Raw genomic sequence first — 22,224 nt, 5'->3', positions numbered from 1 at the left:
AACCATGTCCTACGATGTGATCATTATCGGAACCGGCCCCGGCGGCTATGTCTGCGCCATCAAAGCCGCGCAGCTCGGCCTCAAGGTGGCCGTCGTCGAAAAGCGTGCCACGTTCGGCGGCACATGCCTCAACATCGGCTGCATCCCGTCCAAGGCGCTGCTGCACGCCTCCGAAATGTTCCATCATGCCGGCCATGGCATGGACGCGCTTGGCGTCGAAGTCGCCGCACCCACGCTCAATCTTTCAAAGATGATGGCGCACAAGGATGCGACGGTGAAAGCGAACGTCGACGGCGTCGCCTTCCTCTTCAAGAAGAACAAGATCGATGCCTTCCAGGGTACCGGCAAGATCGTTGCTGCCGGCAAGGTCTCCGTCACGACCGACGATGGCAAGGTGACCGAGATCGAAGGCAAGAACATCGTCATCGCCACCGGCTCCGACGTTGCCGGCATTCCGGGCGTATCCCTCGAAATCGATGAGAAAGTGATCATTTCGTCCACCGGCGGCATCGCACTCGACAAGATTCCCGCCAACATGATCGTCGTTGGCGGCGGCGTCATCGGCCTCGAACTCGGTTCGGTCTGGTCGCGCCTCGGCGCCAAGGTCACCGTCGTCGAATATCTCGACACCATTTTAGGCGGCATGGACGGCGAAGTCTCCAAGCAGTTCCAGCGCATGCTGGCCAAGCAGGGCATCGATTTCCATCTCAGCGCCAAGGTCACCGGCGTCGAAAAGGTCGGTGATGGCGCCAAGGTCACCTTCGAACCGGTCAAGGGCGGCGACAAGGTGGTGCTCGATGCCGATGTCGTGCTGGTGTCGACCGGCCGTAAGCCTTACACCGCCGGTCTCGGCCTGGAAGAGGCAGGCGTTGTTCTCGACAATCGCGGCCGCGTCGAAATCGATGGCCACTTCAGGACCAATGTCGCAGGCATCTATGCCATCGGCGATGTAGTAAAAGGCCCGATGCTGGCGCACAAGGCGGAAGACGAGGGCGTGGCGCTCGCCGAGATCCTCGCCGGCCAGGCTGGCCATGTGAACTACGACGTCATTCCGAGCGTGGTCTACACGCAGCCGGAAGTCGCCTCTGTCGGCAAGACCGAGGAAGAGCTGAAGGCCGCGGGTATCGCCTATAAGGTCGGCAAATTCCCCTTCACCGCCAACGGCCGCGCCCGCGCCATGCTGGCGGCGGATGGCTTCGTCAAGATCCTGGCGGACAAGCAAACCGACCGCGTTCTCGGCGGCCACATCGTCGGCTTCGGCGCCGGCGAAATGATCCACGAGATTGCCGTACTGATGGAATTTGGCGGCTCGTCGGAAGATCTCGGCCGCACCTGCCACGCGCATCCGACCATGTCGGAAGCCGTGAAGGAAGCAGCGCTCGCGACCTTCTTCAAGCCGATCCATATGTGAGGATTGGGGGCAGGTCAGGCGAGTGCGCCGATGCGGCAATTTCACGCCTGGCCCCTCACCCTAACCCTCTCCCCGCTTCTGCGGGGCGAGGGGATTTACTGTGCAAGATCAGCGCTTTGAGAGAACGGCAAATGTTGAGCCTGTTCCCTCTCCCCGCAAGGCGGGGAGAGGGTTAGGGTGAGGGGCAGGGCACAAATTCTCCTCGAAACAACCCTATCCGGCGTCGCCAAACTCGCTCAATCGACCGCCGTCATCGTGAAACCCTGCTTGCGCAGCAGTTCCACGAGACCCTGATCGCCGACCAGATGCAGCGCGCCGACGGCGATGAAGGTGTTGCCCTTGGCGAGGATCGGCGCTGCGCGCTCCGCCATCACCTTGTTGCGGTCGAGAATGATTCGCTGTTCGAAGGTGGCGGTGTCTTCGTCGGACAGGGTCTCGTCAGGTTCGATAGTTTTCAGCATCGGTACGATCGCTCCGACATTGCCGGCAAGATAGAGATCGGTCATCGTTTCGTTGACGTCATTGATCTTGTCGCCAAGTTCCAGTGTCTGGATCAGCGATTTCAGATGCAGTTCGATCGGCAGATCGCTCATGGCTTTGGCTTGTTCAGCCAGAGTTTCCAGGCCCTTGACCTGCTTGCCGGCGGCGGAGGCGTCGGTTGCTAGTTTTTGATCGAGGAATTTCATGCCGGCCGCCTTGCGGCGGACTTCGCAAGCGGTCAGTTCGAAGGAACTCGAGATCAACCAGGGCTGCATATGGGATACGGCGGCAAGCGGCACGCCGCGCTGTTTCAGGCCCGCTTCCAGCTTGGCATTGTCTTCGGGCGACAAATGCTGACTGATGGTCGAGCCGTCGGTCAGCATGGTCAACGACGGATTGACGAAGAGAGCCGCCGCCGCTTTTTTATCGTCCAGGATTTCATCGGATTCGACGACGATCGTGTCTGCGGCAGCACTTGCTTCGGCTGCGCCCTTCGGCATGGTCAGTATGCGCACATCGCTGACATGCATGGTGCCGAGCAGCCAGGACGGTTTCAGGCCGGGCTTTTCGATCTTCCAGAAGATACCCTTACCGTTTTTCACTTTGTCGCCGGCTGCGATGATGGAAACATATTTGACGGGATCGCTTTTCTGCAGTTCAGCCATCAGATTCTTGCCGCCGCAGCTGTCGGATGGTGTCTCGTCGGCATGCGCCAACTGCAAGCTGAGTATGGTTGCGATCAACAGGACTGCCAGCATCAACGGCAAAGCTGTGGCGAGCCAAAGGAGGAGATCGCCGATTGCCGGTTTCATCGACCGCATCGTCTTGGGTTCGAGGGCAGAAATCATCTAAACCTTCCGCTGGCAGAGGGCACGACTCCTAAAGCGCGAACGTGGCTTTCGCGAGATATGCCGACACATGCTTCTGCTCTACCTTTCGGACACGCATATTCCCTTAACACGAGGGGTTAATGTTTTCTTACGCCCGCGGATGCGCCCGATCATAGACCTCCAGCAGCCGCGATGAATCGACACCGGTATAGACTTGCGTCGTCGAAAGGGAGGCATGGCCAAGCAATTCCTGGATCGTGCGCAGGTCGCCGCCACCAGCGAGCAGATGCGTGGCGAAAGAATGCCGTAGTGCATGCGGTGTCGCCGAGTCCGGCAGGCCGAAGGCGCTGCGCAGCTTCTGCATGCCGCGCTGAATGATGCCGGCCTGCAGCTTGTTGCCGCGCGCGCCACGAAAGAGCGGAGTGCCTGCGTCGAGATGATAGGGGCAGAGGGCGCGGTATTTCTCAACCGCCTCGACGACGATGGGCAGCAGCGGCACCAGCCGGGTCTTGTTGCCCTTGCCGGTGATCCGCAGCGCCGTCGCGCCGGGGCGCACATCTTCCGGCGTCAGATTGAGCGCTTCGGAAATGCGCAGGCCGCAGCCGTAGAGCAGGGTCAGTACGGCCGTGTCGCGCGCGGCGATCCATGGTTCGTCATGCATCTGCGCCTCATCGCTGACGACGGTGATCGCCTGGGTGTCCGATAGCGGCTTCGGGAGCGATTTCGGTTGCTTCGGCGATCGCACGGCGCCGGCGCCGGCCGCATTTACCAGACCCTTCTTTTCGAGATAACGCAACAGTGAACGAAGGCCGGCGAGGTTGCGCCCGAGCGATCGCGCGCCCGCGCCATCCTTGCGGCGCGCAGCTAGAAAGGCGCGGAAGTCGGCGGGGCGTAACGCGTGAATATCCTTGATCGTCGTCGGACCGCCGAGATGGCCGGTCAGAAAGGTCAGGAACTGTCGCGTGTCGCGTTCATAGGCATCCAGGGTGTGGGCGGAGAGCCGCCGCTCCTGGCCGAGTGCATCCAACCAGCGGCTGCGTTCGGCCATCAGCTTGGGATCGGCGATAATCAGCAACTCGTTCAGTGGAAAACCCCTTGAAATTCAAATTCCTTCTGCCACTTTGAAGGAGGGAAGGTTATGGAATCGCTAACATTCCTACTGCGCCGTGCCTCCTTTGCGTGCGGAAAGACCGCAGTAGTACTTTTCAACTGCGTATAAGACATTGCTTAAATAAAATTCGATTTAAGCGGGTTATACGCGAGGCGCTTGTCATGCTTCGATCATATTCGATTGCGATAGAGTATAACCCAATCACCCAGGACATTTCATGGCACGCCGCGGTTCGATAACTGCATTGGGACAACTTGCAGAAGCGATCGCTTTGGTGTCCCAGGGCCAGCCCGGACATATTGTCGATACGCTGATCGCCGAGCGTGGCCAGAAGATCGTTCGCAACCCGCTCTGGCCGCTGATGCGGCCCTTTCTCTACACGCTGCTGCGCTACAGCAAGGCCATCGAATTTGCCAACGATGTCGCCAATCTGCCGGGTTTCCAGTGCTTCGAATATATGAGCGATCTGCTGAAACTCGATATCGGGGTTACCAATGCTGAGCGCATACCCGCTTCCGGCGGGTTTATCCTGGTCAGCAACCATCCGACCGGCATTGCCGACGGCGTCGCCGTTTTCGATCTCCTGAAGACGCGCCGGCCCGATATGATGGTTTTCGCCAATCGCGACGCCGTTCGCGTCAATCCGCGATTCGCAGAGATGATCATCCCGGTCGAATGGCGCGAGGAACATAAGAGCAAGCTGAAGACGCGCGAAACGCTGCAGCTCACCAATCGTGCCGTTGCCGATCGCAAGGTCACCGTGCTCTTCCCTTCCGGCCGCATCGCTTATTGGGCAAACGGCAAGCTGAACGAGCGACCCTGGAAGACATCGGCCGTGGGGCTGGCGCGCAAATACAACCTACCGATCCTGCCGGTGCATCTGACGGCGCGCAATTCCGGGCTGTTCTATTGGTTCGCGAAATGGTCGACGGAACTGCGGGACATGACGGTGTTCCACGAGCTCCTCAACAAGCGCGGTGACCGCTTCGATTTCCTTATCGGCAATCTCATCCCGGTCGAGCATCTGGACGGCGACGTCAACGACGTGACGAAGGCGCTGGAAAAGCACACGGTGTTCGATCTGGCTGCGGACGGCAATGCGACTTTTACGCCCGTCAGTACTCCGGCTACTGGCCAGGATATGGCCGCTGTCGTTGCGGAACATTCCGTTTGACGAGCATCCTTCGCGGCATGTCGATGGCAAGTGAGATCGATATTCGTCCAGTCTTCGGTTCCCTGCCGCAGGCAATCCATTCATTGGCAATCGAGGCGAGGAGCGAGGGCTTTCGCTTTCTCGATCGATTGATCGATGAGTGGTCCGATGGTCGAAATCGCTTCGATCGGAGCGGCGAATGCCTGTTGACGGCTTATGCGGGCGACAAGCTTGCGGGCGTCGGCGGTGTGACTTTTGAGCCCGGGATTGCCGGTGCGCTGCGCATGCGCCGCTTTTATATCCATCCGTCGATGCGGCGGCGGGGCATTGGTCGAATGCTGGCAAGCAGCCTAATTGATCGGGCCCGGCCGGCGACGTCTTTGCTGACTGTTTACGCCGCGACTGAGGACGCGCCGGCATTCTGGGAAGCACTTGGCTTTCAGCAGGCTTGTAGTGATGGCTATTCACATATCCTTCGGCTCGATTGAGTTCGATCCGCATGGATATTGTCGGCGTGAACCTGCTCATCGGTGAAAATGGAGGGTAACCGGTTCAGTTGCGGAGCGAGCGACAGCGGAAATGAAGAACGGGAACAACATGGCAACGTGGGTTTCTTTTTGCGACCGCTCGGGGCATGGTCTGGCGCGATGAGTAAAGATTCGTCCGATCTGTTTGGCGCGCTTCTTGAGGCTGCGCCCGCAAACCCGACCATGACCCGCGCGGTCCCGGTCTTGGTGCCGATGCCGGCGCCGAAGGCCTATTCCTATGCGGTGCCGGAAGGCATGGCAGTCGAGCCCGGCTCGGTCGTGCAGGTGCCACTCGGGCCGAGGCAAGTGATCGGCGTCGTTTGGGATGGCGACGACGAAGGCGGCGTCGATCCGAAGAAGCTGCGGCCGATCAGCCATGTCTTCGATTGCCCGCCGCTCACGAAGGAAATGCGCGACTTCGTCGATTGGGTTGCCGCCTATACGCTGTCGCCGCCAGGGCTGGTGGCGCGCATGGCGTTGCGCGCGCCGGCGGCCTTCGATCCCGAACCGATGGTCGAGGGATTGCGCTTAGTCGGTGGCCAGCCGGAGCGGCTGACGCCAGCACGCATAAGGGTCATGGAGACGGCCGCCGATCGGCTGTCCTGGACGCGCATTGGCTTGGCGCACGCGGCTGGTGTTTCGACCAGTGTAGTCGACGGACTGATCACGCAAGGCATTTTCGAAACCGTGTTCCTGCCGCCGCCGCCCGTCGTCGCCAAGCCCGATCCGGACTATATCGCCTCGCGACTCGAAGGTCCGCAGCGCGAAGCGGCAGATGAAATCCTTGCAGAGGTGCGCAAGGGCGAATTCTCGGTATCGCTGATCGACGGCGTCACCGGCTCAGGCAAGACCGAAGTCTATTTCGAGGCGATCGCCGAGACGCTGAAGCGCGGGAAGCAAGTGTTGATCCTGTTGCCGGAAATTGCGCTGACCGCCAGTTTCCTCGAGCGCTTCCAGGATCGTTTTGGCACCAAGCCCGCCGAATGGCACTCGGATCTGGCACCGCGCATGCGCGAAAAGGTCTGGCGGCAGGCGGTGACCGGCGAGGTCCGCGTCGTTGCCGGCGCACGCTCGGCACTGTTCCTGCCTTTCGAAGATCTCGGCCTGATCATCGTCGACGAAGAACATGATCCCGCCTACAAGCAGGAGGATCGGGTCTACTACAATGCCCGCGACATGGCGGTCGTGCGCGGCCGGATCGGCGATTTCCCGGTGGTGCTGGTCTCGGCCACACCTTCTGTCGAGAGCCAGGTCAACGGCCAGAGCGGGCGCTACAGCACCATCCATCTGCCGACCCGCTTCGGCGATGCGGCTCTCCCGGACCTGCATTTGATCGACATGCGCCGGCATGCGCCCGAGCGCGGCGGCTTTCTGTCGCCGCTGCTGATCCGGGCGATCGGCAAGACGGTGGAGAAGGGAGAGCAGTCGCTCCTCTTCCTCAACAGGCGCGGTTATGCGCCACTGACACTCTGCCGCGTTTGCGGGCATCGTTTCCAATGTCCGCAATGTTCGAGCTGGCTGGTGGAACACCGTTTCCGCGGCCAGATCCAGTGCCATCAATGCGGCTATGCAGAGCGGACGCCGGAAGCCTGCCCGGAATGCGGCACGTTCGACCATCTCGTCGCCTGCGGACCGGGCGTCGAACGCATCGCCGAGGAGGTGGAGCGGCATTTCCCGGACGCACGGACGATCGTGCTCTCTTCCGACATCATGGGCGGCGTCAAGCGGCTGCGGCTGGAGCTCGATGCGATCGCCAAGGGTGAAGCGGATATCGTTATCGGTACGCAGCTCGTCGCCAAGGGTCATAATTTCCCACTGATGACGCTGGTCGGCATTGTCGACGCCGACCTCGGCCTTGCCAATGGCGATCCCCGTGCCGCCGAACGAACGTTCCAGCTTCTGTCGCAGGTGACCGGGCGCGCGGGGCGAACGGGGCTGAAGAGCCACGGATTGCTGCAGACTTATCAGCCTCAGCATCCGGTCATGCAGGCGATCGTCTCCGGCGATGCCGGCGCATTTTACGAGCGCGAGATTTCGGAGCGGGAGAGGGCTGTGTTGCCGCCCTTTGGGCGCCTCGCCTCGATCATCGTTTCTGCCGAAACGCGCCAGGATGCCGAGACGCATGCCCGCGGCATGCGCAGTGCTGCGCCGCAGGTGCAGGGCATTTCCGTTCTTGGGCCAGCCGAAGCGCCGCTTGCCCTGGTGCGCGGCCGGCATCGTTTCCGTCTGCTGGTACACGGCAAGCGCAATTCCGACATGCAAGGTTTTTTGAGAGCCATGCTGGCGCAGGCGCCGAAGGAGCGCGGGTCCGTGCATGTGCAATTGGATATCGATCCGCAGAGTTTCTTGTAGTTTCGCGAGAACGATGCCTTCCCGGCGTCTTCCCCTGTTCCGCCGCTTCATGTCATAAGACGCCAACAATATTAAAAGTGATTTGGGGACGACCGATGGAGCTTTATTTTCCGACTGACCTCGGCGAGCGGCTTGCCTATTGCTCGGCGGCATTCACGGCACTCATCGGCCTCATCGCGATGTTCGCACCGGGATATACCTATCGTTTCCTCAAGCTGCAGGTGCGTGAAGGGCGGCCGGAAGCCTATGCCGAAGGGCGCTCGGTAGGCGGCTTCTATCTTGGTTTCGGATTGGTCGCGATTCTGCTGGCCCAGCCGATGATCTATCTGGCGCTCGGGGCATCCTTCGCAGTTGCCGCCTTTGGCCGAATCCTCTCCATGATGTCGGATCGGGGGAGCGTGATCGTGAGCATGTTACTTCTGGTTGTCCAGGCGATCTTGGCGGCTCTACCGCTTCTTTACGGATTGGGCTATATTTGAGCCGAAAATGCTCTTACTACGGCAACTATTGCCGGCTCTATCCCCATGGTTTTCAATTTTTGCCATCATAAATTCGCCCGAATAGCGTATTCGGCGAATACGCGTGTTGCGAGTCTCAATATCCTATGTTAGACGAACCCCGAATTTCGGATGAGGTAGGGGGAAGCCCCTGCTGATTTCTGGGGGAAATCAAAACGAATTCAAGAGCATGTGCTTCCGTATTTCGGAAGCTTAATTCTTGGGTTGAAATCAGGGAATTTTTTGCCCGTGGCAGACACATCCCAGCATATTTCTGGTGTTGCAGAGCGATATGCCTCGTCATTGTTCGAGCTGGCTCTGGAGGAGGGCGCCGTCCCGGCGGTGACCGCCGATCTCGATCGGTTCCAAGCCATGCTGGATGACAGCGATGATTTGAAGCGTCTCGTCCTGAGCCCGGTCTTTTCGGCTGAAGAGCAAGTCGGTGCCGTCCAGGCGCTGGCAACAAAGGCGGGCTTCGGCAATTACGTCACCAATTTCCTCAAGGTCGTGGCAGGCAACCGGCGCCTTTTTGCGCTGCCGGGCATGATCAAGGCTTTCCGCGTCATTGCTGCCCAGCATCGCGGCGAAGTTTCCGCCGAGATCACCTCGGCACATGCGCTGACACCGGCGCAGGAAGATGAACTGAAGGCGGCGCTGAAGGGCGTCACCGGCAAGGACGTGGCGATTGTCGTCACTGTCGATCCGTCGATCCTCGGCGGCCTGATCGTCAAGGTCGGCTCCCGCCAGATCGATACGTCCCTTCGCACCAAACTCTCCACCCTTAAGCTTGCATTGAAAGAGGTCGGCTGATGGATATCCGCGCCGCGGAAATTTCCGCAATTCTGAAAGATCAGATCAAAAACTTCGGCAAGGAAGCTGAAGTCTCCGAAGTCGGCCAGGTTCTTTCCGTCGGTGACGGTATTGCCCGCGTTTACGGTCTGGATAATGTTCAGGCCGGCGAAATGGTCGAGTTCCCCGGCGGCATCCGTGGTATGGCGCTGAACCTCGAATCCGACAATGTCGGCGTGGTTATCTTCGGCTCCGACCGCGACATCAAGGAAGGCGACACCGTCAAGCGCACCGGTGCGATCGTTGACGTTCCGGTCGGTCCGGAACTGCTCGGCCGCGTTGTCGACGCGCTTGGCAATCCGATCGACGGCAAGGGTCCGATCAATGCGACTCGCCGCTCGCGCGTTGACATCAAAGCTCCGGGCATTATTCCGCGCAAGTCGGTTCATGAGCCGATGTCGACCGGCCTCAAGGCCATCGATGCGCTGATCCCGGTCGGCCGCGGCCAGCGCGAGTTGGTCATCGGCGACCGCCAGACCGGCAAGACCGCCATCATCCTCGACACGATCTTGAACCAGAAGCCTATCCACGATGAAGGTCCGGAGAGCGAAAAGCTGTTCTGCGTCTACGTCGCTGTCGGCCAGAAGCGTTCGACCGTCGCCCAGTTCGTCAAGGTGCTCGAAGAGCGCGGTGCGCTGAAGTACTCGATCATCATCGCTGCAACGGCTTCGGATCCGGCCCCGATGCAGTACCTGGCGCCGTTCGCCGGTTGCGCCATGGGCGAATATTTCCGTGACAACGGCATGCACGCCCTGATCGGCTACGACGATCTGTCGAAGCAGGCTGTTTCCTATCGTCAGATGTCGCTGTTGCTGCGCCGCCCGCCTGGCCGCGAAGCTTATCCGGGCGACGTTTTCTACCTGCACTCGCGCCTCCTCGAGCGCGCCGCCAAGATGAACGATGAGCAGGGCGCTGGTTCGCTAACCGCTCTGCCGGTCATCGAAACGCAGGGCAACGACGTTTCGGCCTTCATTCCGACCAACGTCATCTCGATCACCGACGGCCAGATCTTCCTTGAAACCGATCTGTTCTATCAGGGCATCCGTCCGGCCGTTAACGTCGGTCTCTCGGTTTCGCGCGTCGGTTCGTCCGCGCAGATCAAGGCGATGAAGCAGGTTGCCGGTTCGATCAAGGGCGAGCTCGCCCAGTATCGCGAAATGGCAGCCTTCGCTCAGTTCGGTTCGGATCTCGATGCCGCAACGCAGCGCCTGCTGAACCGCGGCGCCCGCCTCACCGAGCTCCTGAAGCAGCCGCAGTTCTCGCCGCTGAAGACGGAGGAGCAGGTTGCGGTGATCTTTGCCGGTGTCAACGGTTATCTCGACAAGATCACCGTTCCGCAGATCGGCAAATTCGAACAGGGGCTGCTTTCGTACCTGCGGTCGGAAGGCAAGGACATCCTGGACGCGATCCGCACCGAAAAGACCATCAGCGATGCGACCAAGGGCAAGCTCATCGCTGCTCTCGACAGCTACGCCAAGTCTTTCGCCTGATCGGGCCTCACTTCTAGGACGGATACCGGATGCCTTCACTTAAGGATCTGAAAAACCGGATCGCCTCCGTCAAGGCGACACAGAAGATCACCAAGGCGATGAAAATGGTCGCCGCGGCGAAGCTTCGGCGTGCCCAGGAGGCGGCTGAGGCCGCACGGCCTTATTCGCAACGCATGGGTGCCGTTCTTGCCAACATCACGGCTGCTGTCAGCGACGCGGACGCCGCGCCGCTGCTGATGACCGGTACGGGCAAGAGCGATGTACACTTGCTGATCGTCTGCACCGCTGAACGCGGCCTTTGCGGCGGTTTCAACTCGCAGATCGCGCGCTTTGCCCGCGATCACGTCCGCAAGCTGATCGCCGAAGGCAAGACCGTGAAGATTTTCACGGTGGGCAAGAAGGGCTACGACATTCTGCGTCGTGAGTTCGCCTCGCTGATCGTCGAGCGCAAGGAGCTGCGCGACGTCAAGCGCATCGGCTTCGATAATGCGGACGCCATCGGCACGCGCGTCATCGAGATGTTCGAAAACGGCGAGTTCGACGTCTGCACGCTGTTCTATTCCGAATTCAAGTCGGTCATCAGCCAGGTGCCGACGGCGCAGCAGCTCATTCCGGCTTCGGCTCCGGACGTTGTCGAAGAAGATACCGCTCATAAGGGCGCTATTTATGAATACGAGCCGGATGCGGCTTCGATCCTCGCGGACCTGATCCCGCGCAATATCTCCGTTCAGATCTTCCGCGCGCTCCTCGAGAACGTTGCCGGCGAGATGGGCGCGAAGATGAGCGCGATGGACAATGCGACGCGAAATGCTGGTGAGATGATCAACAAGCTGACGCTGAATTACAACCGTCAGCGTCAGGCGCAGATCACCAAGGAACTGATTGAAATCATTTCGGGCGCGGAAGCGCTCTGAGGTTAGGGAAAGAGGGTAAGATTATGGCTGACGCAGCTATGGCCGCAGGTTCGGTCGGCAAGGTTACGCAGGTTATCGGCGCCGTCGTAGACGTTTCTTTCGATGGCGATCTGCCGAAGATCCTGAATGCTCTCGAAACCGACAACAACGGCAACCGCCTTGTTCTGGAAGTCGCACAGCACCTTGGCGAAAATTCGGTCCGCACGATCGCCATGGACTCCACCGAAGGTCTGGTCCGCGGCCAGTCGGTTTCCGACACCGGTGCGCCGATCTCGGTTCCGGTCGGTCCCGAAACGCTCGGCCGTATCATGAACGTCATCGGCGAGCCGGTCGATGAAGCCGGTCCGCTGGTGACCGCCCATAAGCGTGCCATCCACCAAGACGCTCCGGCTTACGTCGAGCAGTCAACCGAAGGTCAGATCCTGGTTACGGGCATCAAGGTCGTTGACCTCCTGGCACCTTACGCAAAGGGCGGCAAGATCGGCCTGTTCGGCGGCGCGGGCGTCGGCAAGACCGTTCTGATCATGGAACTGATCAACAACGTTGCTAAGGCGCACGGCGGTTACTCGGTGTTCGCAGGCGTCGGTGAGCGTACCCGCGAAGGCAACGACCTCTATCACGAAATGATCGAATCCGGCGTCAACAAGCATGGCGGCGGTGAAGGCTCCAAGGCAGCCCTGGTTTACGGCCAGATGAACGAGCCCCCGGGCGCACGCGCACGCGTCGCTCTGACCGGTCTGACGGTTGCTGAAAACTTCCGCAATGAAGGTCAGGACGTTCTGTTCTTCGTCGACAACATCTTCCGCTTCACCCAGGCAGGTTCGGAAGTGTCGGCTCTGCTCGGCCGTATTCCTTCGGCCGTGGGCTATCAGCCGACGCTGGCCACCGACATGGGCCAGATGCAGGAACGCATCACCACGACGACGACGGGCTCGATCACCTCGGTTCAGGCTATTTACGTTCCGGCCGACGACTTGACCGACCCGGCACCGGCAACCTCGTTCGCCCACCTGGACGCTACGACGGTTCTGTCGCGTTCGATCGCCGAAAAGGGTATCTATCCGGCCGTCGACCCGCTCGACTCCACCTCGCGCATGCTCGACCCGATGGTCGTCGGCGAAGAGCACTACGAAGTTGCTCGTAAGGTTCAGTCGACGCTGCAGCGCTACAAGGCCCTGCAAGACATCATCGCCATCCTCGGCATGGACGAACTTTCCGAAGACGACAAGCTGGCCGTTGCCCGCGCCCGCAAGATCGAGCGCTTCCTGTCGCAGCCGTTCTTCGTCGCTGAAGTGTTCACGGGTTCGCCGGGCAAGCTCGTCGCTCTCGAAGACACGATCAAGGGCTTCAAGGGCCTGGTCAACGGCGACTACGACCATCTGCCGGAAGCTGCTTTCTACATGGTTGGCTCGATCGAAGAAGCGGTCGAAAAGGCCAAGAAGCTGGCTGCCTGATAAGGCCAATCGAACGGCGCGCGAGGCTTCGTGCGCCGTTGCCTTAAAATAAAGACAATCGAGAAGTGACCGGTCATGGCTGACAATTTCAATTTCGAACTCGTGTCTCCGGAGCGTCTGCTTCTGTCGGAATCCGTCATCGATGTCGTCATCCCCGCCAGCGAAGGCGAGATGACCGTCATGGCCCATCATGCGCCGACGATGACCACGATCAAGCCGGGCATCGTCAAGGTGCATGCGGCGTCGGGCAAGAAGCAGGACTACGTCGTGTTCGGTGGTTTCGCCGACATCCTGCCGACCGGCTGCACGCTGCTTGCCGAATCCGCAATTCCGGTTGAAGACCTTAGACAGGACGAGTTGACGCGTCGTATCGATGCCGCCAAGGCAGAACTCGAAAATGTCGAACATCACGAGCACAAGTCGCGGCTTGAGCATTTCATCATGGAAATGACGCGTTTGCGCGGCGCAATCGGGCAAGATTAATCCGGTAGACGTAGTTTGGGTTTCGAATGAGAGCGGCCTTTTGGGGCCGCTTTTTTATACCCATAAATAAACCTCCACCTATGGTGGAGGACTGGACGAGTTCTACACGGTAGTTGAGAGACCTCCTGCTTGAACCGCTGGCGCGGCCCAGACTTCGAACAAGGAGGTTCTATGGATGAGCAAACGCTCTCGCATGCGACGTGGGACTGCAAGTATCACGTTGTTTTTGGCAGCAAATACCGAACGAAAAGACTCTACGGGGACGTACGGCGTGAGTTGGGAGAACTCTTACGTCGGCTGGCACAGCAGAAAGGCTGCCAGATCGAAGAGGGTCATTTGATGCCCGACCATGTGCATATGTTGATATCGATCCCGCCGAAATACTCGGTTGCGCATATTGTCGGCTTTTTGAAGGGCAAGACAGCCCTTTACGTTGCCAACAAATATGCGCGCAAGCGCCGCTACAAGGGTTATCACTTTTGGGCGCGCGGGTATTTCGTATCGACGACGGGCTACAACGAGCAGGTCGTCAGACAATATATCCGTAATCAGGAAAAGGCCGACAAAGCTTCCGACTTTGCCGACCTCTTCAATCGTAGCTACTAAGCGCTAACAAAACCGCTTCTAGCGGTTCAAGCGCAGCGTTTCAAACCTCCACCTTTGGTGGAGGTTATGACTTTATTGCACCGTTGGTCTGTATCAGCCTTGATAGCCGCCCAGTAGATGCCGGTGCAATTGGCCCGCTTCCGGCGAGAGTGCGCGGAAGCGGGGGGTGCCGAGGTAGTAGCCGAATCCACTTTCGACCCGATCGTTGCCGATGGTGACCAAGGCACCTGAGCGCAGGTGTTCCTCGATGAGCCCGAGGCTGCCGAGTGCGATGCCTTCGCCGCGCAAGGCCGCCTCGACTGCCATGATATAGGTGGAGAACGAAAGCCGCGGTCGTGGCAGCTTGCCCTTCAGTGGGTTGCCGATGCGGCCGAACCATTGGCGGAAGCTGATCCAGTGGGCGTTGAAGCGCTCGTAGTCGATCAGATCCAGCCCGGCAATGTCAGCCGACGTCAGCGCTCGTGATTCCAGGCCGCGGCTCGCCAGATAATCCGGCGAGGCGATCGGCACCAGCACCTCCTTCATCAGCAGCGTCAGGTTCCATCGCGGATGCTCACCGGTAGAATAGAGGATGACGAGGTCGTTGGTCTCCGAAGCGAGTTCCGAAGGCGAGTCCGTCGTCAGCAGGCGCACAGAGATGCCGGGGCTCTCCTTGCCGAAATCCTTGAGCCGCTGCCCGAGCCAGAGATGCGAGACCGAGCCACTAGCGGCGATCGAAATGATCTCGCCCGTGCCGGTGCGGAAAGGTTCCAGGCTCTCTTCGAGATATTCGAGCGTGGCGCGGACGCGCTGGAACAGGCGCTCGCCGTCTGCCGTCAGCGCGAGATTCCGGCCGCGCCGGGTAAAGAGCGCGGCGCCCAGATGATCCTCCAGCCCCTTGATGCGCCGGCTGACGGCGGCCTGGGTGATGTTGAGCTCGCGGCCGGCGCGGGAAAAGTTCATCGCGCGGGCTGCGGCGTCGAACACGCGGAAGGCCTCCAACGGTATTTTTTCGAGCATCGCCTCTCCATAATATCAGATCATCAATATTCCCGATAAATGGCCAGATTTGAAGAGTTGAAATTGTGATGCAGGATTACGGCATCGATTTTGCTACGCTTTCCAGGATGATCCTCATGTCCTTTTCCATTTCCGCCATTCCAGACATCCGCTTTGGCAGCGGCGCGCTGTCCGGCCTCGCCGCAGCCGCTAAATCCTTCGACGGCGTTTCCGCCGCTCTCCTGGTGATCGACGCGTTCCTGGCCCGGTCGGGCCTTGCGGATAGGATCAAGGGCGATCTGGCGGAAGCTGGCATCACCGCGCAGATCTTCTCCGATTTCTCCGGCGAGCCAAAGCTCGCGCATGTCCGCGCGGCGATAGAGGCGGCGAAGGACGCGGATATGGTGATCGGCGTTGGCGGCGGCTCGGCGCTGGACATCGCCAAGATTGTCGCCTGTTGCGCGGCGTCGGGCGAAGACCCGATGTTCTACGCACTCGCCGCCAATCCCCTACCCAAGAGTCCTCTGAAGAAGATCATGGTGCCGACGACGGCCGGCACCGGCTCGGAGACCTCGGCCACCAATATTTTCGCGGGCCCGGAGGGCAAGAAACTCTGGATCTGGGGGGCAGAGACCAAGGCCGATCTCGTCATTCTTGATCCGGCTCTGACGACAACGCTGCCGGCCGATCTCACCGCCTGGTGCGGCCTCGACGCCTTCATCCATGCCTTCGAGGCGGCGACGAACCGCAACACGCATCGCGGTGGGCAGCTCTACGCACATCAGGCGCTACGGCTGATCACCGGCGCGCTGGAAACGGCCGTGAAGGAGCCCGGCAATATCGAAGCGCGGGGCGATGTCCTGTTCGGGTCCTGCCTCGCTGGCATCGCCATCGACAATTGCGGCACGGCAATTGCCCATAATATCAGTCATGCGCTGGCGGGTCTTGCACCGGTTCACCATGGGCTCGCAACCGCCCTCGGTTTCGAAGCCGCGCTGCCCTGGCTGGCCGAGGTGGATACGGTTGACCTCAACGCTGCCGCCAAAGCTTGCGGCCTCGAAAACGCAGCGGCGCTGCCTGCCTTCTTCTCCGATTGGATGGACCGTTGCGGCGTCGTCCGCGCCTTGCCGGCAGCTTTCAAACCCTTTGATACGACGGATCTCGCCCGAGAAATGCGCGCTCCGGAAAACCAGCCAATGCGGCGTTCGACCATCCGCGATGTGACGGATGCCGATATCGACCGCTTCGCCGCTGCCGTCATGGCACTGCCGAAAGGAATTTGAGATGACCAAGACTTACACACGCGACTATTGGGAAGACGTTCTGTCCGGCCTCAAGCTCGAGGGACGGCATTTCGTCGACGGTGCCTATCGCGCCTCGTCTTCCGGAGCGACCTTCACTCGCATCCGTCCAATGGATGGCGAGCGGGGGGCGGAATTGGCTCGCGGCAATGCTGCTGACGTCGACGCAGCCGTTGCTGCCGCGCGTGCCGCCTTCGAAAGCGGTGTTTGGCGTAGAAAGGAGCCGCTGGAAAAGAAGAAGATTATGCTCCGTTGGGCCGAGCTCATCCGCGCCCATGGCGAAGAACTCGCCATGCTGGAAACGCTTGACGTCGGCAAACCGGTCATGGCCTCGCTCACCGTCGACGTGCGCCTTTGCGCCGACGGCATCCAGTTCTACGGCGAGATGATCGACAAAATGTATGACGAGATCGCGCCGACCGGGCCGAATGCCCGTGCTTTGGTGCGCAAGGTGCCGATTGGCGTCGTCGGGGCAATTACGCCGTGGAATTATCCGATGATCATCGATGCCTGGAAGCTTGGTCCGGCCATCGCGGCCGGTAACTCCGTGGTGCTGAAGCCGGCGGAACAATCCTCGCTCTCGGCCATCCGCCTGGCTGAACTCGCCTTCGAAGCTGGCCTGCCCGCCGGCGTTCTCAACGTCGTCACCGGTTACGGCGAAGAAACCGGCAAGCCCTTGGCACTGCACATGGATGTCGACATGATCGCCTTCACCGGCTCGACCGAGGTTGGAAAGCTGATCATGGGCTATGCGGCACAGTCGAACGTCAAGCGTGTGGCGCTCGAACTCGGCGGCAAGTCGCCGCTGGTCGTCTTTGAAGACGCCGATCTCGATGCGGCAGCGAGTGCCGCCGCCTGGGGTTGCTTCTACAATTCCGGCGAAACCTGCCATGCCTCGACGCGGCTGATCGTACAGCGCTCGGTGCAGGAAAAGCTGATTGCGAAGATCGAGGCGGTGACGCGGTCCGATATCGCGCTCAAGCACCCGCTCGATCCGTCCGCCCAGATCGGTGCGCTGATCGAGGAAGAGCATATGAACAAGGTGCTCGGCATGATCGCTGCAGGTGAGAAGGAGGGGGCTCGACGCGCGTTCGGCGCCGAGCGGGTGCTGAGCGAAACCGGCGGTTACTATGTCTCTCCCGGCGTCTTCGTCGATGTGACCAACGATATGAGCCTGGCGCGTCAGGAGATTTTTGGGCCGGTGCTCGCCGCCATCCCCTTCGAAACCGAGGAGGAGGCGCTCAAGATCGCCAACGACACGATCTACGGCCTGGCCGGCGCCGTCTTCACCAAGGACATGGATCGCGCCCATCGCTTTTCCGAGGCGATCCACGCGGGGACGGTGTGGATCAACACGTACGATATGTCGAATTTCGCGACACCCTTCGGCGGCTTCAAGCAATCCGGTTTCGGCCGCGACCGCTCGGTGCATGCGATCGACAAATATTGCGACTACAAGACCATCTGGCAGCAGTTCGGCTGAGGTTTGCGGGGAGGCACGACCATGAGCAAGATCGTTTCCATTGAGATCACCCACCATCGGCTGCCGCTCGATCCGCCGTTCAAGGCGAGCTGGGACGGGCGGCCGCGCCGGCATTTCGATGCGACGATCGTTCGTGTCAGAGACGATGAGGGCCGCGAGGGCATCGGCTCCGGCGATCTCATGAAGGGTTTCGAGGGGCACGAGGACCTATTCATCGGCGAGGACCCGCGGCATCTGGAGCGTCACTACGAAGTCCTGTCGCATATCAATTTCCACTATGGCCGCTGCTGGCCGATGGACCTGGCGCTCTGGGATCTCTCCGGCAAGATCACCGGCGAGCCCGTCTGGCGGATGCTCGGCGGTCGTGCCGGCCGTGTGCGGCTCTATGCTTCCTCCGGCGTGCTGCGCGAGCCGGCTGCGATGGCGGAGCAGGCGGAACGTTATCTCGAAGAAGGCTTTCCGGCGATGAAGGTTCGCTTTTCTTCATCCTCAGGCGGGCGCATCAGCTGGCGGGATGATGTGAAGGCTCTGGAGGCGATCCGCGCCCGCGTCGGCAACAAGCTGGAGCTGATGGTCGACTGCAACCAGGGTTGGCGCATGCCCTGGGACACGACATTGCCCTGGACCTTCAAGGACGCGCTGGCGGTTGCGAAAGAGCTGGAGCGGCTCGGCATCTACTGGATGGAGGAGCCGCTGCACCGCTCCGACCGCAAGGGCATGAAGGAGCTAAAGCAGGCGACTTCAGTGCGTATCGCCGGCGGCGAGATGACGCGCGAGCTCTATGAATTCCGGGACATCATCGAAGAGCGCGCCTTTGACGTCGTCCAGCCCGATGTTGCGCTGGTCGGCGGCATTACCGGTTGCCGGCGGCTCGCCTACCAGGCGCGCGAGGCGGGTGTCCAATTTACGCCGCACTCATGGACGAATGGTATCGGTGTGCTGGCGAACGCGCATTTGACCGCGGGTGTCGGCGACGCGCCTTGGCTTGAATATCCGTATGACAATCCGGAATGGAGCGAGGCCCGTCGTGACTATCCGATGGCGATGCCGCTCAAGCACGATGAGGGCTGGCTGGATTTGGGGCTATCTCCCGGCCTCGGCGTTGTTCTCGATGAAGAGCGTCTGAAAGCCACCCGCATCTGACCTGATGCTCGGCCATCGTGGTCGAGTTTCGTTTCCCACCTTATCTGCCGCCCAATGGTTTCCCTTGGGCGGCTTTTTTGTCGGATATAGGCTTTATCGGTGTCGCCCGCTCGCGGGCGCGGGCCCAGTAAATGACCGGGCGTTCCAGTAAAAAATAGCTGATGGTGCCGATCGCGAAGATGATGACGGTTGCGACGAGGCTCGATGTGATCCATCCGCCAAGCACGTCGTCAGAGCCGGTGCCGAAGGTCGACGGGAAGATCGTCTTCATCAGCGTCAGCACGATATCCTGCCAGATATAGACACCGAAGGAGACGGTGGCGACATAGCGGGTGACACGGTTGTCGAGGACTCTTCCCAAAAAGGCCGACTGCGGCAGAACGCAGAGGGCGATGGCGACCGCCAGGGGAAACAGCGGGAATTGATAGGGAATGCCAAGCCAGGCATAGCCTTCCGCCGCGCCGCCGATGGACTGCGGCAACTGCCATGCGCCCATGACCATCGCGAGCACTCCGATGACATCATAGATAACCGAGCGGCGGGGTGGGATAATCGTCTGGATTCCGGCCGCCAGCGCGCCGATCGCAAATATCGCGAAGAAGCCGATGGGGTTGTAGCGTGGCATCCATTCCTTGGCGCCGCCTTGGAAGCCAAATTGCCATCCCCGCCCGCCTCTGTCTGTCGGGAGATAAGTCACTACCAGCCAATGGCCGACCAGCGAGGCCGCGATAATGCCGATCCAGAGGAGGCGGCTGAGGAGAGCGGAGCGCGATCTCGGCATCGCATTGAACAGCAGCAGGAAGCCGATCGGCAAAAGGATGTAGCAGGTTGTCTCGAAAGGGATCGACCATAGCGGCCCGTCGCCCTGTACCGGAAAAAAGGTGCGCCAATGCCATTGGCTCATCAGGAAGAAGCCGGCGATGTAACGGCCGGTCAACTCTCCATCGAGCGGAAATCCATAGATCGTGAAACTAAGCACGAAGCCGACTGTGAGGGCGACCCAGAAGCCCGGCAGGATGCGCGCGGCGCGGCGCATGGTGTAGATCTTCAATGAAGGTAACGGCTGGGCTCTATCCAACGCCAGCCAGAAGGGGCGCGAGAGAAGAAAGCCGCTGAGAACGAAAAAGACCGAGACGCCGTGATTGCCGAAGCGCGCCAATATGAAGGTTAGGTCCAACGTCGGGGGGATTTTGTTGAAATCCATCCGGAGCGCGAGATGATGGACGAGCACCATCAGGCACGCCACGGCGCGCATGAAATCCGCTCCTCCCAGACGTGTCTCTTTCCCGATCCTCATCCCGCAGACACCTTCCTCGATACTTGGTTAGGGCATCGCGAAGGTGTCGGCAAGTATGGGTGAGTTTAGCCGAACAGCGCGTTTGTGTAATAGGTGCTGAAATCCGGCTTATCCTTGAGAACTGCGCCCTGGCCGTCCAGCAGGATGCCGTGAGCGAAGAGGAAATCGCCGAGCGCCAGCGTCTTGGCGGGATCGATGACGCCGCTTTTGCCGTCGGCAGTCTTGAGGTAGTGGCCGGCGATGAGCTCCTTGAGGGATGCCTTGACGAGATCCGTGTTGGTGAGCGCACCGTTGGCGCCCGCGATCAACAGATCTGCGGATTCGTCGGGATGATCGACAGAGTAATCGAACCCGCGTTTCGTCGCCTGGATGAAAGCTTTGGCCGCCTCGGGGTTCTTGGCGATATAGGCGTCACTCGAGGCGATCAATGTCGTCTGCTCGTCCGGAACGCCATAGTCGCTATAGCGGAAGCGGCGCACCGCCTTCTTCTCGAGCTGAGCCTCGATCCCTTCCCACGTGTAGACCTCGAGCGTGAAGTCGACCGAGCCGTTGGCGAGCGCCTCGTAGGCCGAGGTGCCGAGCGTGACCGTATTGAATTTGCCTTCTCCGCCGTCATTGCGGATGATGGCGGAGATCAGGGCGTTTTCCCAGGCGCTGCCGAAACCGCCATAGGTTTTGCCATCAAGATCTTTCGGGTGCTGGATATCCTTACGGCTGTCGTTGAAGATGACGCGGCCGGTCTCGGTCTGCACGACGGCATAGACACCCTTGATGTCGGCGCCGGCGGCGCGTTGGGTAAAGACCCCGATCGGCCCGGTGATGCCGAAATCGGCAACGCCGTTGGCAACCAGCGTACCGGCCTCGGTATCGGTATAGGGCAGGATCTGTACATCGAGCCCGGCATCCTTGTAGAAATTCTTCGCCTGGGCGACATAGAGGCCGATGTGATTGGTGTTCGGCGTCCAGTCGAGGGCGATCTTTACCTGGGCCGGCTCGGCGGCCGCAAATGCTGTGCGGGCGAACGGCAGGGTGGCGGAGGCAAGCGTCAGGGCAAGGGCTTGGCGGCGCGTCAGAAGCGGCATGGCGGTCTCCTTCAAGAGGGTCGATGAAGCAAGGTTTCGAGAATGTCGGCCTCGATATCGCGGACGGAGGCGTCGGCAAGATCGGCCAGCTTGCGCGGGCGCGGCACGGGCACGTGGATTTCGCGGATGATCCGCGCGGGGCGCGGTGAAAGCACATAGATGCGGTCGGAGAGGAATACGGCCTCGCGGACGTCATGGGTGATCAGCAGCGCGGTCCAACGGTGATCGGCCCACATGGTCTGCAACCATTCCTGCATCTGCGTGCGCGTCAGCGCATCGAGGGCACCAAGGGGCTCGTCGAGCAGCAGCATGTCGTGCTTCTGCACGACGGTGCGCAGTAGAGCGACGCGCTGGCGCATGCCACCGGAAAGCTGAGCCGGATAATAATTTTCGAAACCTGCAAGACCGAAGGGCTCGAATAATGGCTTGACGATGGCCCGCGCCGCCTTCCTGTCCATGCCCTGAACGCGAAGGCCGAGCGTGGCATTGTCGATGATCCGGCTCCAGGGCATCAGTGCGTCGCGCTGCGGCATGAAGGCGAAGGTGGCGGCGCTTTCGGAGAGCGGCTGGCGATCGAAGACAATGTCGCCACTGCTCGCCTTCTCAGTGCCGGTCAAGAGCCGCAGGATGGTGGATTTGCCGGCGCCGGAGGGGCCGACGATGGTAACGAATTCGCCGTCGTTGACGGTGAGCGAGATGTCGTCCAGTACGGTCATGGTGCCGAAGGATTTGGATATCCCACGGAATTCCAATCTGTGCGCGGTCATTGCCTGTAAGGCCATT

General features: G+C 60.5%; 20 protein-coding genes. 14 read left to right on the top strand and 6 right to left on the bottom strand.

From position 1 onward, the window contains the following. Positions 1–4 precede the first annotated feature (4 nt). Complete coding sequence (gene lpdA, locus CCGE525_RS19780) at positions 5–1,411, top strand: dihydrolipoyl dehydrogenase (RefSeq protein WP_120705765.1); 1,407 nt, start codon at positions 5–7, stop codon at positions 1,409–1,411. A 236-nt stretch (positions 1,412–1,647) separates the two neighbouring features. On the opposite strand, the gene CCGE525_RS19775 is transcribed toward lpdA, so the two are convergent. Together CCGE525_RS19775 and CCGE525_RS19770 are read right to left on the bottom strand one after the other, a co-directional pair. Then, on the bottom strand, positions 1,648–2,739 hold the full coding sequence (locus tag CCGE525_RS19775; protein ID WP_120705764.1) for a TraB/GumN family protein: 1,092 nt from the start codon (positions 2,737–2,739) through the stop codon (positions 1,648–1,650). 130 nt (positions 2,740–2,869) lie between these two features. Then, the gene (locus tag CCGE525_RS19770) at positions 2,870–3,805 is read right to left on the bottom strand and encodes a tyrosine recombinase XerC (protein ID WP_120705763.1); all 936 of its coding nucleotides are present in this window, start codon (positions 3,803–3,805) and stop codon (positions 2,870–2,872) included. 244 nt (positions 3,806–4,049) lie between these two features. On the opposite strand from CCGE525_RS19770, the gene CCGE525_RS19765 reads away from it, so the two are divergent. The 10 genes from CCGE525_RS19765 (at position 4,050) to tnpA (ending at position 14,157) form a co-directional block, all read left to right on the top strand. Continuing rightward, complete coding sequence (locus CCGE525_RS19765; RefSeq protein WP_120705762.1) at positions 4,050–5,006, top strand: GNAT family N-acetyltransferase; 957 nt, start codon at positions 4,050–4,052, stop codon at positions 5,004–5,006. Further along, positions 5,003–5,473, top strand: coding sequence for a GNAT family N-acetyltransferase (locus CCGE525_RS19760; protein ID WP_245472047.1), 471 nt, complete (start codon positions 5,003–5,005; stop codon positions 5,471–5,473). The genes CCGE525_RS19765 and CCGE525_RS19760 overlap by 4 nt, the downstream gene beginning before the upstream one ends. A gap of 159 nt (positions 5,474–5,632) precedes the next feature. Continuing rightward, positions 5,633–7,864, top strand: coding sequence for a primosomal protein N' (locus CCGE525_RS19755; protein WP_120706510.1), 2,232 nt, complete (start codon positions 5,633–5,635; stop codon positions 7,862–7,864). Positions 7,865–7,959: 95 nt separating this feature from the next. Continuing rightward, on the top strand, positions 7,960–8,343 hold the full coding sequence (locus CCGE525_RS19750; RefSeq protein WP_120705761.1) for an AGROH133_08824 family phage infection protein: 384 nt from the start codon (positions 7,960–7,962) through the stop codon (positions 8,341–8,343). Positions 8,344–8,604: 261 nt separating this feature from the next. After that, the gene (locus CCGE525_RS19745; RefSeq protein ID WP_120705760.1) at positions 8,605–9,171 is read left to right on the top strand and encodes a F0F1 ATP synthase subunit delta; all 567 of its coding nucleotides are present in this window, start codon (positions 8,605–8,607) and stop codon (positions 9,169–9,171) included. Then, positions 9,171–10,700 carry a F0F1 ATP synthase subunit alpha gene (gene atpA, locus CCGE525_RS19740; protein WP_120705759.1) on the top strand — a complete coding sequence of 510 codons (1,530 nt, stop codon included), beginning with the start codon at positions 9,171–9,173 and terminating at the stop codon, positions 10,698–10,700. Before CCGE525_RS19745 ends, atpA begins: the two co-directional genes overlap by 1 nt. A gap of 29 nt (positions 10,701–10,729) precedes the next feature. Continuing rightward, the gene (locus tag CCGE525_RS19735; protein ID WP_120705758.1) at positions 10,730–11,614 is read left to right on the top strand and encodes a F0F1 ATP synthase subunit gamma; all 885 of its coding nucleotides are present in this window, start codon (positions 10,730–10,732) and stop codon (positions 11,612–11,614) included. A gap of 23 nt (positions 11,615–11,637) precedes the next feature. Then, complete coding sequence (atpD, locus tag CCGE525_RS19730) at positions 11,638–13,068, top strand: F0F1 ATP synthase subunit beta (RefSeq protein WP_120705757.1); 1,431 nt, start codon at positions 11,638–11,640, stop codon at positions 13,066–13,068. 75 nt (positions 13,069–13,143) lie between these two features. Next, the gene (locus tag CCGE525_RS19725; RefSeq protein ID WP_120705756.1) at positions 13,144–13,551 is read left to right on the top strand and encodes a F0F1 ATP synthase subunit epsilon; all 408 of its coding nucleotides are present in this window, start codon (positions 13,144–13,146) and stop codon (positions 13,549–13,551) included. 171 nt (positions 13,552–13,722) lie between these two features. After that, on the top strand, positions 13,723–14,157 hold the full coding sequence (tnpA, locus tag CCGE525_RS19720; protein ID WP_120663694.1) for an IS200/IS605 family transposase: 435 nt from the start codon (positions 13,723–13,725) through the stop codon (positions 14,155–14,157). A gap of 93 nt (positions 14,158–14,250) precedes the next feature. Here tnpA and CCGE525_RS19715 read toward each other — a convergent pair whose 3' ends face one another. Then, on the bottom strand, positions 14,251–15,156 hold the full coding sequence (locus CCGE525_RS19715) for a LysR substrate-binding domain-containing protein (protein WP_120705755.1): 906 nt from the start codon (positions 15,154–15,156) through the stop codon (positions 14,251–14,253). Between the two features lie 116 nt (positions 15,157–15,272). On the opposite strand from CCGE525_RS19715, the gene CCGE525_RS19710 reads away from it, so the two are divergent. From CCGE525_RS19710 to CCGE525_RS19700, 3 genes are read left to right on the top strand one after another with little or no spacing between them, the layout of a single operon-like run. Then, positions 15,273–16,418, top strand: coding sequence for an iron-containing alcohol dehydrogenase (locus CCGE525_RS19710; RefSeq protein ID WP_120706509.1), 1,146 nt, complete (start codon positions 15,273–15,275; stop codon positions 16,416–16,418). A 1-nt stretch (position 16,419) separates the two neighbouring features. Then, entirely contained in the window at positions 16,420–17,919 is a 1,500-nt protein-coding gene (locus tag CCGE525_RS19705) for an aldehyde dehydrogenase (RefSeq protein WP_120705754.1), read from the top strand. Between the two features lie 21 nt (positions 17,920–17,940). Further along, positions 17,941–19,062, top strand: a complete 1,122-nt coding sequence (locus CCGE525_RS19700) for a mandelate racemase/muconate lactonizing enzyme family protein (protein WP_120705753.1) — start codon at positions 17,941–17,943, stop codon at positions 19,060–19,062. 40 nt (positions 19,063–19,102) lie between these two features. Here the strand turns inward: CCGE525_RS19700 and CCGE525_RS19695 are convergent, their stop codons facing one another. The 3 genes from CCGE525_RS19695 to CCGE525_RS19685 all read right to left on the bottom strand — a co-directional run bounded on the left by CCGE525_RS19695 (position 19,103) and on the right by CCGE525_RS19685 (position 22,208). Further along, a complete protein-coding gene (locus CCGE525_RS19695; protein ID WP_120706508.1) occupies positions 19,103–20,353 on the bottom strand; it encodes an acyltransferase family protein in 1,251 nt (416 codons plus the stop codon). A gap of 71 nt (positions 20,354–20,424) precedes the next feature. Further along, positions 20,425–21,441, bottom strand: coding sequence for an ABC transporter substrate-binding protein (locus CCGE525_RS19690; protein ID WP_120705752.1), 1,017 nt, complete (start codon positions 21,439–21,441; stop codon positions 20,425–20,427). 11 nt (positions 21,442–21,452) lie between these two features. Further along, entirely contained in the window at positions 21,453–22,208 is a 756-nt protein-coding gene (locus CCGE525_RS19685; protein WP_120706507.1) for an ABC transporter ATP-binding protein, read from the bottom strand. Positions 22,209–22,224 lie beyond the last annotated feature (16 nt).

This window comes from Rhizobium jaguaris (genome assembly GCF_003627755.1).
In the GTDB taxonomy this organism is placed as follows: domain Bacteria; phylum Pseudomonadota; class Alphaproteobacteria; order Rhizobiales; family Rhizobiaceae; genus Rhizobium; species Rhizobium jaguaris.
This window is presented reverse-complemented; position numbering and strand designations above follow the sequence as displayed.